Annotated in this window: 13 protein-coding genes; 2 read left to right on the forward strand and 11 right to left on the reverse strand. The window is 63.0% G+C overall.

Features of this window, described 5'->3' with window-relative positions; genetic code table 11:
• Positions 1-338 precede the first annotated feature (338 nt).
• The 9 genes from phaP to BME24068_RS25750 form a co-directional block, all read right to left on the reverse strand.
• The gene (gene phaP / locus BME24068_RS25710; RefSeq protein ID WP_174927813.1) at positions 339-920 is read right to left on the reverse strand and encodes a TIGR01841 family phasin; all 582 of its coding nucleotides are present in this window, start codon (positions 918-920) and stop codon (positions 339-341) included.
• A gap of 458 nt (positions 921-1,378) precedes the next feature.
• Positions 1,379-2,134, reverse strand: coding sequence for a ParA family protein (locus tag BME24068_RS25715; RefSeq protein WP_174927814.1), 756 nt, complete (start codon positions 2,132-2,134; stop codon positions 1,379-1,381).
• Positions 2,135-2,205: 71 nt separating this feature from the next.
• Complete coding sequence (locus BME24068_RS25720) at positions 2,206-2,829, reverse strand: DNA-3-methyladenine glycosylase (protein ID WP_174927815.1); 624 nt, start codon at positions 2,827-2,829, stop codon at positions 2,206-2,208.
• Positions 2,826-3,365, reverse strand: coding sequence for a G/U mismatch-specific DNA glycosylase (gene mug / locus BME24068_RS25725; protein WP_096507340.1), 540 nt, complete (start codon positions 3,363-3,365; stop codon positions 2,826-2,828). The genes BME24068_RS25720 and mug overlap by 4 nt, the downstream gene beginning before the upstream one ends.
• Before the next feature lie 318 nt (positions 3,366-3,683).
• On the reverse strand, positions 3,684-3,890 hold the full coding sequence (locus BME24068_RS25730) for a DUF2188 domain-containing protein (protein ID WP_174927816.1): 207 nt from the start codon (positions 3,888-3,890) through the stop codon (positions 3,684-3,686).
• A 29-nt stretch (positions 3,891-3,919) separates the two neighbouring features.
• Entirely contained in the window at positions 3,920-4,246 is a 327-nt protein-coding gene (locus BME24068_RS25735) for a DUF3892 domain-containing protein (protein WP_239007771.1), read from the reverse strand.
• Positions 4,198-5,358: a thiolase family protein gene (locus tag BME24068_RS25740; protein WP_174927817.1), complete on the reverse strand. Its 1,161-nt coding sequence runs from the start codon at positions 5,356-5,358 to the stop codon at positions 4,198-4,200. Before BME24068_RS25740 ends, BME24068_RS25735 begins: the two co-directional genes overlap by 49 nt.
• 54 nt (positions 5,359-5,412) lie before the next feature.
• Entirely contained in the window at positions 5,413-6,792 is a 1,380-nt protein-coding gene (locus BME24068_RS25745) for an MATE family efflux transporter (RefSeq protein ID WP_174927818.1), read from the reverse strand.
• A gap of 11 nt (positions 6,793-6,803) precedes the next feature.
• Positions 6,804-7,781: an alpha/beta fold hydrolase gene (locus tag BME24068_RS25750; RefSeq protein ID WP_203368151.1), complete on the reverse strand. Its 978-nt coding sequence runs from the start codon at positions 7,779-7,781 to the stop codon at positions 6,804-6,806.
• Positions 7,782-7,890: 109 nt separating this feature from the next.
• Here BME24068_RS25750 and BME24068_RS25755 point away from each other — a divergent pair, with 109 nt between their 5' ends.
• Together BME24068_RS25755 and BME24068_RS25760 are read left to right on the forward strand one after the other, a co-directional pair.
• A complete protein-coding gene (locus tag BME24068_RS25755; protein WP_096507344.1) occupies positions 7,891-8,457 on the forward strand; it encodes a TetR/AcrR family transcriptional regulator in 567 nt (188 codons plus the stop codon).
• Positions 8,458-8,951: 494 nt separating this feature from the next.
• Positions 8,952-9,398, forward strand: a complete 447-nt coding sequence (locus BME24068_RS25760; RefSeq protein WP_174927819.1) for a citrate/2-methylcitrate synthase — start codon at positions 8,952-8,954, stop codon at positions 9,396-9,398.
• A gap of 157 nt (positions 9,399-9,555) precedes the next feature.
• On the opposite strand, the gene BME24068_RS25765 is transcribed toward BME24068_RS25760, so the two are convergent.
• Positions 9,556-10,110 carry a single-stranded DNA-binding protein gene (locus tag BME24068_RS25765; RefSeq protein WP_174927820.1) on the reverse strand — a complete coding sequence of 185 codons (555 nt, stop codon included), beginning with the start codon at positions 10,108-10,110 and terminating at the stop codon, positions 9,556-9,558.
• 103 nt (positions 10,111-10,213) lie between these two features.
• Complete coding sequence (locus BME24068_RS25770) at positions 10,214-11,404, reverse strand: MFS transporter (protein ID WP_096507348.1); 1,191 nt, start codon at positions 11,402-11,404, stop codon at positions 10,214-10,216.
• Between the last annotated feature and the right edge of the window lie 196 nt (positions 11,405-11,600).

Below are 11,600 nucleotides of genomic sequence, written 5' to 3' on the forward strand. Positions count from 1 at the left end.
GCTGCAACCTTCGCCAGCGAGCCGCCGAATTTGCCGACCGCGGTCCGCGCGGCCGATACGATCACTACGTCCGTCATGTTCAATTCCTGCATCGAAATCAGTGGGTCGATCCGTATATTGCGTGCCGGTGCCGGCATGGCGACCGTGGCGCGCAAGCGCCACGCGCCCTGGATGCGGCTGCATGTTCACGCGCTGATGCGCGCGGCGGGCCCGCATGATCCGGCCGTGCCCGGGCACGCCGCGGCGAACCGGACGTTCGCCGACCGCCACGCGGCACACGCGGCGGCCGACGCCGTCCGGCGCCGGTCAATCGTGTCGCGCCGATGCGCGACACGCGGTCATGCTGCCGATTCGCGCGAAGCGGCTTCCTTGCGTGCTGCGGTGGCCGTCTGCTTGCCGCCGCGCGCCGCCGTTTCGCTGACCGCGTCGAAACCGCTTTGCGCGGCTTCGATCGCCTGCCCCGCCGCTGCGCGCACGGAGTCGGCCGCGGCCGTCGCTGCCGACAGCGCCGAGTTCAGCGCGGCAACCACCGGCGCCGAGCCGGCCGGCGCATGCTTCGTCAGTTCGCCGAACACGTCCTTCACGCGCTTGTCGGTCTGCTCGTACTGCGCTTGCGCGACCTTCGCCCACTCGGCCTGCGTCGACACCGCGATGTCGAACAGATGGCGGCTGTACGCGACGGCCTTGCCGGCGGCTTCCTGCGGTGCAGCCACTTGCTGCGAGAAGCCCGCGGCCGGGTTGCTGGCGTTGAATGCGTTCTTCAGCTTGTCCTCGTACTCTTCGAGCGCCGTCTTGGTCGCTTGCAGGTTGAGTTCGACGACGGCCTCGAAACCGTGGATTGCCGGGCGGGCAATTGCGAACCACGCGGCAATTCCAGACTGATAATCGGCGGCGAATTTTTCGGGGGCAAATACGGACATCGGGCACGCTCCTGTTGGCAATGCGAGAGACGACGTAAAGAAAACGGGAACCAGGTCGAGCGCCTGCTCCCTTATTCACGACCCGCGCGTCATTGAATGCGGGAAGTTGAGGATCGCCATTCTAGATGCATTAATTGTCAATTAAGTGGCATTAATGCTAGGTGAAAACCCTTATCCTCCAGAGCGGCTGTCGGCACCCGGGCAGCCGTACACAACGGGGGCCGGTTCGCAAGCCGCTGTTTCGGAATGATTTTTACCTTTTTGCAGCATAACGCATCGCGACGATCCGCAACATTTACCCCGTCATTATTCCCGTCATTAGAAAAAAGGTCGGCATTGAAACGGATAACGCCATCCGTGTAATCGTTTTTACAGATTTATTTTGAAACCGTTTCCGGGATTATTAATGACGAATTCAATGATCCGATGAATTACGACATACGATCGGGGCGCCGGCCTTACCCGGCCAATTCGCGATGCAGCGCGCGAAACTCCTGCGCGAGCTTGTGCGCCGGTTCGAGATGGATCACCGGCGTCGACTGCTGATGCGATTCGCGGATCTTCACCGACGCCGACAGCCTCGACGCCAGCACCGGCAGCCCTTCGTCGACGAGTTCGTCGACCAGCCGCTGCGGCAGGCTCGCGCGCGGCTGGAACTGATTGATGACGATCCCTTCGACCTCGAGCGCCGCGTTGTGGTCCTGCTGGATTTCCTTCACGTTCTCGAGCAGCGTGTACAGCGCGCGACGCGAGAAGTCGTCGCAGTCGAACGGGATCAGGCAGCGCTCGACCGCGATCAGCGCCGAGCGCGTGTAGAAGTTCAGCGCGGGCGGCGTGTCGATGTAGACGGCATCGTAGGTGTCGAGCTCGTTCAGCGCATCGCGCAGCTTGTAGCGCGATTCCAGCTTGCCGTGCAGCGTGTCGAGATCCGGATGCGCGGGCATCACGTCGAGACCTTCGAACGGGCTCGGGTGGATGAACGACGCGACGTCGACCGGCCGGAAGTTGAACGTCAGCGCGGTCTCGAAGAATTCGGCGACGCCGGGATGCGCGTCGGCCGCGCCGTCGCCGAGCAGGTAACGCGTGGAATTCGCCTGCGCGTCGAGGTCGATGACGAGCGTGCGCAGCCCTTCGCTCGCGCTGATCGCCGCCAGGTTGCAGACGATCGTCGATTTGCCCACGCCGCCCTTCTGGTTGAATACGACCCGCCGCATTGTGTCCCCTTCGATCGAAACGTCGAAAGATCCAGCTTAGCCGGTCAATCATGGCGGCCGCGTGACATCCGTCAGATGCGCGGCAACGCGCCCGATACATAACGGTTGCCCGGCACGCTCCACCGCCACGGCAGATCCGTGCCGACGCGAATGCCGATGCGCGGCCCGCCCGCCAGATTCGCGGGCGGCGCCATGCCGTCGTCCACGATCGCGAAGCCGTCGCGGGCAACGACCAGGTCGATGCCGTCCTGCGCGCCGCCGATACCGAGCGCCTGGGTCAGCCGCGCCGGCCCGCGGCACAGATCGCGATCGCGTGTCGGCGGCGGCCGTGCCGCGCGCATCCGTTCGAGCCCGCGCAGCGGCTCCAGCGCCCGGATCAGCACGCCCGTGCCGGTGCCGTCCGGCCCGCACACGCAATTGCAGCACCAGTGCATCCCGTAGGTGAAATAGACGTACATATGCCCGGGCGGCCCGAACATCGTCGCATTGCGCGACGTCTTGCCGCGGTACGTGTGCGCGGCCGGGTCGATCGCGCCGGCATAGGCTTCCACTTCGACGATCCGGCCGGCGCGGCCGTCCGCGGCCGCGAGGATCTTGTTCAGCAATTGCGGCGCGACTTCAGTGGCCGGGCGATCGAAGAACGCGCGCGGCAACAACGTGCCCGGCCAGTCCGGTGCGCGCTTATTTCGCGTCATTCCGTACCTCCGGCTCCGCTGCCGGAAACCGCTAGTGCCGCCAGACGAAGCTGACGATATGCGTCGACCAGTTCGTCGAGACTGAACGCGCGGTTTCTGCCGCTCGGGTTCGGCAGGATCCAGACGGCCGCGCGCCGCATGCATGCCGGTTGCAGCCCCCATGCGATCTCGCGCTGCCCGGACAGCGCCGCGTAGGCGGCCTTGCCCAGGAACGCGACGAAGCGCGGCGCGTAACGTTCGAGCTTCTGCTCGAAGACGTCCGCGGCGGCGACGAATTCGTCGTGCGACAACTGATCTGCACTCGCCGTCGGCCGCGGCACGACCGCCGTCAGCCCGCAGCCGTATCCGAGTATCGTCCGGTCGTCCTGCGGGGCGATTTCGTCCGGCGTGAAGCCCGCGAGATGCAGCACGCGCCAGAAGCGGTTGCTCCTTCCCGCGAAGTGATGGCCGGTCGCGGCCGCGGTCATGCCGGGATTGATCCCGCAGAACAGCACGTCGAGATGCGGGGCGATGATGTCGGGGAGTGCGTCAGCCACGTTCGGCCTCGCGCGTGAGGAACGTTAACGAAAAAAGACCCGAAGATCCACGCCAGGCAATGCGCCTGGCCCGGACATTCGGGCCCCTTCCTGTGCCGAATACCGACGTGACGATCAGAACGGTTAGCGGAACATGCCACAACAAAACGTTTCCGGTAACCATTTGATTTTTCAATGATCTCGACGACCCGCCAAACTAAGTTTGTAAAAGCCAGATTGCGAAGTGTAGCGAAATTTGACTCCCGAACCGCTTCCGCGCTCTTTCGTTAGTAGCTTTCCGCTGGCCCCGCGTTGACAGACTCCCGTCTGCGCCAGGACTCAGGACTTACGCCACTTATCCGGCTTCCCGCCCCCCGTCGTCCGCACCCGTTCGACGAGCACCGGGCCACTCGGGTTAAGTTCACGGGCACGCTCGATTGCCTCTCGTTGCGTCGAGGCAATCACGCCCGCTCGCTGGAAATTCGGGCGACGAACCGCGTAATCACCTTCGTCCAAGCGACGCACGACAAAAATTTTATCGATCACGAGTCTTCTCCATTGCTGTTCAAAATTGCTTACCGGTCGCGAAGAGCGAGCAAGTTGTCCGTCCAGCGTCCGTCGGCGACGGTCCGGACATACGTGGTCCGCCCGTTATGACTGACGTGCACCCAGGGTCCTTGCCGCTGAGGATCCCGATCCGGACACCAGACCGAATGGTTTCCTTGGCACTCGATGTACGGAACCGTCTGGTCGCGAGTGAAGACCCCGCCTTCACCGATCGACCGACACCATCCACACTTCCCACCAGAGATGCGTGATGCATTCGTGGCTTGCACCACCCTCCGTGCACTGACTACACCGCTTCGAGAACAGTCGCGATCCCTTGTCCTCCACCGATACATTGCGTGGCAAGTGCGTAACGACCATTGACACGACGCAGCAGCGTTGCTGCCTTGGCCGTGATCCGTGCTCCAGTTGCACCGAGCGGATGGCCAAGCGCGATTGCTCCGCCGTCGATATTGGTTCGATCGGGACGGATATCGAGCTCGCGCATACACGCGATCGCTTGCGAGGCAAAGGCTTCGTTGATTTCGATCACATCCATGTCCTCGATGCGCAAACCAGCACGCGCAAGTGCCTTGCGAGTCGCGTGTACCGGCCCCATCCCCATGATTTCGGGTTCAAGGCCCGCAATTGCAGTCGACCGTACGCGGGCCAGCATGTCGAGCCCATGCTGTCGCGCGAATGCTTCCGACGTGACAAGTACGGCAACTGCACCATCTGTCAAAGGCGAGGCGGTACCAGCCGTTACTGTGCCGCCTTCCCCGAACGCAGGTTTCAGCGCAGCGAGCCCTTCGAGCGAAGTCTGCGGACGCAGACAGAGATCGCGATCGATCACGGTGCCATCGGGCGTGGTCACCGACACAAGCTCATCGTCCAGACGACCTTCGGCTTGTGCGAGTGAAGCCTTGCGCTGAGACTCGACGGCGAACGCGTCTTGTTGCTCACGCGAGATATTCCAGCGTGCCGCCACGTTTTCGGCGGTGACGCCCATTGGCGTGTACGCCTGGGTCGGAACGTCCGCATCGGGATGTTCTCTCGAAGCGAAACGCGGATTCCGAGACGCCGACAAGCCGCCTTGCGGCACCATCGTCATGCTCTCGACACCGGCCGCGATGAACGCTTCGCCGGCACCGATGGCTATTTGTCCGGCTGCCATGTGGATGGCATACATCGATGAGCCGCAAAAGCGATTCACGGTCGCGGCACCGATTTGAACGGGCAGTCCTGCGAGCAGCGATGCGATACGTGCGACGTTGTCGCCCTGAGCGCCCTCGGGATAGGCACACCCCATCAGCACATCCTCGATCAGATGTGGATCGATTCCGCTGCGGCGGACCAATTCGGCAAGTGCGACGGCGGCGAGATCATCCGGACGCGTTGCGTGAAAGGGCCCCTTGCGTGCAAATGCGAAAGGCGTGCGAACATAACCCGCGATGACGATACGATTCATTTCACAATTCTCCAAATATTGCCGATCGATAACGGCAGGCCGTTGCGCAATCCGTCACACCTCGACCCGAGTCCAGATACGTTTGGGCACCATCGTGGCCGCGCACACCAGCGCTGAACCGACCGTCCCCGCTGCGACGAAGGCAGATAGCGTCCCCATGCCACCGCCCAACTGATTGACGGCCAACCATCCACCACCGGCTGCAATAAGCAAGCGAGCCGTTCCACCCAGGATTGTCCAGAAAGGACGGCCGATGCCCTGGGCCGCAAACGAGAGGATGAAAGACGCGCCGACCAGACCGTAGAGTGGCGCGATGATCCTCAAATAAAGGGTTCCGAAATGGGTCGCGGCCGTGTCATGCGTGAACAGACCCAGCCAGACAGGGGGATGGATGGCAACGACCAGCCCGATGATCTGCGTGAAGCCGGCTCCCATCGCAATACCGAGCCATGTGGCTCGTCTGGCCCGTGCGATGTCGCCCGCTCCCATGCACGTCCCGACGACGGTCAGCACAGCGGTACCCAGACCAAACAGCAGCGGTATCAAGACGTAGTCGAGTCGTGAAGCGATGCCGTAGCCGGCCAGCGCAGCCTGGCCAAAACGCCCGACCACCGCGGTCAGCAATACGACCATCAGATTCAGTTGCAGCGCACCTATCGACGAGAGTGCCCCGACCCGAAGAATGTCCGAGAAGGAACGTCGATTCAGCGTCGCGCGCGTCAGGACCAATCCGGCGTGCCCCCTGGCCATGTAGACCAGAAGCGCGACGGCTGCAATGCTGTAATAAAGGGAGACGGCAATACCTGCACCGGCAATGCCCAGGCCGGGTACAGCGCCTATGCCGAAAATCAGCAAGGGCGAAAGCGGAATCAGCACCAGCGCACCGGCGAAAGTCGTGATAGCGGGAATCCTGACGTTCCCGCTACCTCGCAGAGCTGCGCACAGCATGTTGACGATCCAGACTGGTATGGCGCCAGCGAATACGTAGTTTGAATAGGTCACCGCCGCGGCGAGGCCCGGCCCCCGGCCGCCGAGTGCGGCATACAACTCGGGACCGTAGCACCACGCCAATATCGTGAAAAGGCCGCCGAGCACCACGGCCACGACAATCGCATGCAGGACGAGCGCATCGGCTTCGCGCCGTTTGCCGCCGCCAATTGCTCGAGCCACGGCGGACGCAACGCCACCTCCAATGCCGCCGTTGGACATCATCGTCATCAACATCGAGATGGGGAAAACAAGCGACACGCCGACCAGCGAATCGGTCCCGAGAAAACTCACGTACCACGTCTCCAGCACGCCGACGCATGTCTGAGCGATCAAGACGGCTATGGTGGGTATCCCGAGCGACAGCAGGGTTCGAAACAGGGGACCGCCCAAGATGCGAGCGCGACGTAGCGCGCCGGCATCGGGCTTGTTTGAAGTCTGATCCATATGCCTCGTCCCTATCCCCGGGTGGACAGGAACGACAGCAGCAGCCGATTGACCGCATCGGGCGCTTCTTGTTGCGCGTAATGCCCGACTCCTGCAATCAGGTGTTTGCCATTCAGGTTGGGCACGTTGCGTTCGAGCGTCTCGTATTCGTCCTTCGCCATCTTCAGCACGCCGTCCAGTTCACCCGCGATGAAGACGGTGGGCTGTAGGAGCCTCGCACCGTCCAGGAACGGCGTCAGCTCCCAGTTCCGATCGAAGTTCCGGTACCAGTTGATGCCACCCCGGAAGCCCGATCTCATGAACTGTGCCGTAAAGTAGTCGAGCTCTTCCGTCGTCAGCCACGCGGGTTGCTCGTCGGGAAACACGAGACTGTCGACCAGGCGGCTGGCCTTGTCGAAACGGACGAAGCTGGCATGGCGGTGCTTTTCGCTCGAGCGAGCCTGCCCCGAGGCCGAATACAGAATGCCCAGCAACGAGAGTCGAATGTCGGCTTCCAGCTCGCGTTCGATTCGTTCAGGTTCCTGAAAATACTGCTGATAGAAATGCTGCTCCTGCGAAAGCAATTGCAGGCGGACGGACGGCCGCAGTGTCTGGCGCGGCAGATACGGCACGCTCAGCAAGGCCAGTTGGGTGAACATGTCCGGACGAAGCAGCGCGGCGGCCGCCGTGACCATCGATCCCCAGTCGTGCCCGACCAGAATCGCCTGTCTTTCCCCCAGCGCATGAACGAGGCCGACCAGATCCGCGACGAGATTCAGGACGGTATAGGCATCGATCGCTTGAGGCGCATCGGTGTCGCCGTAGCCGCGCTGATCCATCGCGACAACCCGATACCCGGCCCCCGCCAGCGGCGTGATTTGATGGCGCCACGAAAACCACGATTCCGGCCACCCATGACAGAGCAGGACCAGCGGCCCGGAACCCTGCTCCACGTAGTGCATGCGAATGCCGTTGGTATGCACGTAGCCATGCTTCCAGTCTTGTCCCACTTCCACCCCCTTGGACAAATAAGAGTATGATCGACATCCAATTAGAGTATGAATACACTCTAAGTGTCAATGAAATGTTTTACATGGAGCGCTCAGGCGCCTGATCGACATGAGAAAGTCCAGGGAAGAGGCAAACGAGACCCGCAAGCGGATCGTGGAAACCGCCGCAAGGGAGCTGCGCGAAAAGGGCGTGGTTGGCGCAGGGATTGCCGACATCATGTCGGCTGCCGGCTTGACCCCAGGCGGGTTTTATCGGCACTTCGAGTCGAAGGACCATCTCGTGGCGGAAGCATGCAATGTCGCCAGCGCGACGCTATACGAGACGCTCGAGTCGTTCGTGCAGGGGAAGCCGCCGCGTGAGGCGCGCCGGGAGATTGCGGAGCGTTACCTGTCGGTCACGCATCGAGACAATATGTCGATTGGCTGCCCGTTTGCAGCGCTGGGTGGAGATATGGCGAGAGCCGACGCGCGCACGCGGCAAGTCGCGACGGCCGGGTTTTTACGTCTCGCAGGTCTCATTGCGGAACAGTTGGGAGGCACGGAAGCGAGCAAAAGTGGCAAGTCACTGGCGGCCGCGTCAGCCATGATCGGTGCGCTGATGATGTCGCGCGTGGTCGACAACGAAGCTCTGTCGCAAGAAATACTTCAAGCCGCTCGGGATGCGCTGTGCAGATGACGCGACAATGTCTTTTCTCAATGCCGCGATCGATCCGACGTTGCCGCGCCGCGGCGGCTCTTTGACGGGCCACTGGCCGAGCGCAACTGCCATCAGGCGCTCGACATCCTCTCGGGCCTGTTCAACTACCTGGTGACCGCCGTCTATCTCGCCGGCAACCCAGCGCACCATCTGACGCCCACTGCTGTCTACATGATCGCGATCCGCGGAGCGACTCACGATCATGTAGACAGCAGATCGAGCGGCTGGTCGCCCGGTATCGCGCTGCTGGCCCGGCCGGGCTGATTTCACAGCGTCGCGGCCATGCGAGCAACCATCAACTGCCCGAGAATTTGGCACGCCGTGCTTGAGCCTGATTCGGGAGCGCTACGCCGATTTGGGCCGGCGCTGGCCTGCAAGAAGCTGGACTTGCTACCCACCGCGCGGGCGCCACCGCTCCTTCGAGATCTGAATCGGTCTTGAAGACGTCGCCATCGCCAAGAGCGCGATCAGCTATGCGAACGGGGAAAAAGGGGGAACTCATCTATCGTGGCTTCTGGACTGCGGAACTGGCTCAACACAACACGTATGAGGACGTCTTGTACCTGCTCTTGCATGAGCACCTACCCGGTACGTCGGAGTCAGTTCAGTTTCACAGCCAGTTGGCCGCGCGGCGCACCTTGCCCGTCGGCATCACACGACTGATCGAAGCCTTGCCCAGGGATATTTCCCATATGACGGCATTGCGATCGGTGATTTCGGCGCTTCACGTCGATGACGGTGACTGGCCGCCTGTACTGGACCAGGCGTTGAGCATCTTTGCAAAGGCGCCGACGATCGTTGCTTATCGCTACCGCCTCCTGAACGGGAAGGCAGCCCAACCGGATCTCCATACACCAGAAGAGGGAAGCGTTCGCCGTTCTCAAGGCGAACTTCGCGAACTGCATAGCTGGTCACGATAGGCTCCATCCAATGAACGGAACCCCTTTTTTACCGATTAGGCACGTTCCGCCTAGATCGAATCATGTGTAAACGAAAAAAGACCCGAAGATCCAGGCTAAATCGCTGATTTAGCTTGGAAACTCGGGTCTATCCTTACACTAGGAACTAACGTTCCTCCTAGAACGGGATATCGTCGTCCATCTCGTCGAAGCCGCCGCCTGCCGGCGCGCTCGGACGGCTCTGGCCGCCGCCTGCACCGCCGCGCGGCGCGCCGCCGGCACGACCACCGCCACCGCCGCCGCGTTCCATCTGTTCGCCGCCGCGACCGCCACCGCCACCACCATAGCCGCCGCCGTAACCGCCTTCGTCACCGCCGCCACCGCCGCCGCCCGCACCGCCGCGGCCGCCGAGCATCTGCATTTGATCCGCGACGATTTCGGTCGAATAGCGATCCTGGCCGTCCTGGCCTTGCCACTTGCGCGTGCGGATGCGGCCTTCGATATAGACCGACGAGCCCTTCTTCAGGTACTCGCTGACGATTTCGGCGAGACGGCCGAAAAACGCGACGCGGTGCCACTCGGTCATTTCCTTGAAATCGCCGCTTGCCTTGTCCTTGTAGCGATCGGTCGTTGCGAGACGAATGTTCGCAACCGCGTCGCCGCTCGGCAGGTAACGGACTTCAGGATCGGCGCCGAGATTGCCGACGAGGATGACCTTGTTGACGGATGCCATGTGTTTCTCCAGTAAATTCGATGCGGGGCCGCCCGCGAAAGTCGTCGGAGCGGCCCGCCGGGCAAGCCGGCGAGCGCCGCCGACACCTGCCCGAAAAGAAGGTTCAGGCCTTGCGCGGCGGCGGCGCTTTCATACTGGCCGCGATTATAAGCCACGCGGCAACGAGCCCCGAGCATGCATAAAAGACGGTATCCGCGCCGCCGTGCTTCAGCAGCCAGCCGCCCGCGATGCCGCCGAGCGCGAGCCCGATCGACTGCGTGGTGTTGTAGACGCCCGTGGCCGCGCCCTTGCGCGAACCCGGCGCGAGCTTCGACACGAGCGACGGCTGCGACGCTTCCAGGATGTTGAAGCCCAGGAAGTACACGAACAGGATCGCCGCCACAATCAGGATGGTATGCGGCGCGCTGCCCAGCAGCAATTGGCCGATCAGGATAGCCAGAATGCCGCCGAGCAGCACCGGTTTCATCTTGCCCCGTTTTTCCGCGACGATGATCGCGGGGACCATCATCACGAACGCGAGCCCCATCACCGGCAGGTAGACCTTCCAGTGCGACGCGACCGGCAGCCCGCCGTCGACCAGCAGGCGCGGCACGACGAGGAACAGCGCCGTCTGCGTCGCATGCAGCACGAGCACGCCGAAGTTCAGGCGCAGCAGTTCGACGTTGTGCAGCACCTCGGCGAACGGTGCGGGCACGTGCACCGGCTTCGCCGCGTCGGGCACGATCCACAGCACGACGCCGATCGCGAGGATCGACAGCACGCCGACGATCGCGAACAGGCCGCTCATCCCGACCCAGTGGAACACGATCGGCGCGCCGACGATCGCGATCGCGAACGACATGCCGATCGAGCCGCCGACCATCGCCATCGCCTTGGTGCGGTTCTGCTCGGAGGTCAGGTCGGCGATGAACGCGAGCACCGCGGACGACACGGCGCCCATCCCCTGGATCACGCGGCCGACGATGATCCACGTGATGTCGTGCGCGAACGCGGCGACGAAGCTGCCGAGCGCGAAGATCAGCAGGCCGGTGGCAATCACGGGCTTGCGGCCGAACTTGTCGGACGCCCACCCGTAGAAGATATACAGCAGCGACTGCGTGACGCCGTAGGCCCCGAGCGCAAGGCCGACGAGCAGCACGTTGTCGCCGCCCGGGATGGTTTTCGCATAGACCGAAAACACCGGCATGATCATGAACAGGCCGAGCATGCGCAGCGCGAAGATCGCCGCGAGCGACGTGGTCGCGCGCAGTTCGGGCGCGCTCATGCGGGAAGACGTGGCGGACGGATTGGACATCGGGAATGAATTTCGAATGATCGGATTGTCCGCCCGGCGGCGGGCGGCGGAAGATCAGGGCCACCGGCCTGGCAGGCCGGGCAGGTCGCTTGCCGGGCCATGACGCAGGCAGCCCGCGGGCCGTGCGAAGCCGCGCGGCGCGGCCGTTTTCCCGGCGCGGGCACTGCCTTGCTGCCAACTGCTGCCGAGGCTGGGG

The organism is Burkholderia anthina, assembly GCF_902498995.1.
Taxonomy (GTDB): Bacteria; Pseudomonadota; Gammaproteobacteria; order Burkholderiales; family Burkholderiaceae; genus Burkholderia; species Burkholderia anthina.

Coding starts and splice junctions, on each gene's coding strand:
- BME24068_RS25760 (WP_174927819.1), top strand. CDS start 8,952: ATGCGAACGGGGAAAAAGGGGGAACTCATCTATCGTGGCTTCTGGACT.
- BME24068_RS25765 (WP_174927820.1), bottom strand. CDS start 10,110: ATGGCATCCGTCAACAAGGTCATCCTCGTCGGCAATCTCGGCGCCGAT.
- BME24068_RS25715 (WP_174927814.1), bottom strand. CDS start 2,134: ATGCGGCGGGTCGTATTCAACCAGAAGGGCGGCGTGGGCAAATCGACG.
- BME24068_RS25755 (WP_096507344.1), top strand. CDS start 7,891: ATGAGAAAGTCCAGGGAAGAGGCAAACGAGACCCGCAAGCGGATCGTG.
- BME24068_RS25735 (WP_239007771.1), bottom strand. CDS start 4,246: ATGTATCGGTGGAGGACAAGGGATCGCGACTGTTCTCGAAGCGGTGTA.
- phaP (WP_174927813.1), bottom strand. CDS start 920: ATGTCCGTATTTGCCCCCGAAAAATTCGCCGCCGATTATCAGTCTGGA.
- BME24068_RS25770 (WP_096507348.1), bottom strand. CDS start 11,404: ATGTCCAATCCGTCCGCCACGTCTTCCCGCATGAGCGCGCCCGAACTG.
- BME24068_RS25740 (WP_174927817.1), bottom strand. CDS start 5,358: ATGAATCGTATCGTCATCGCGGGTTATGTTCGCACGCCTTTCGCATTT.
- BME24068_RS25745 (WP_174927818.1), bottom strand. CDS start 6,792: ATGGATCAGACTTCAAACAAGCCCGATGCCGGCGCGCTACGTCGCGCT.
- BME24068_RS25720 (WP_174927815.1), bottom strand. CDS start 2,829: ATGACGCGAAATAAGCGCGCACCGGACTGGCCGGGCACGTTGTTGCCG.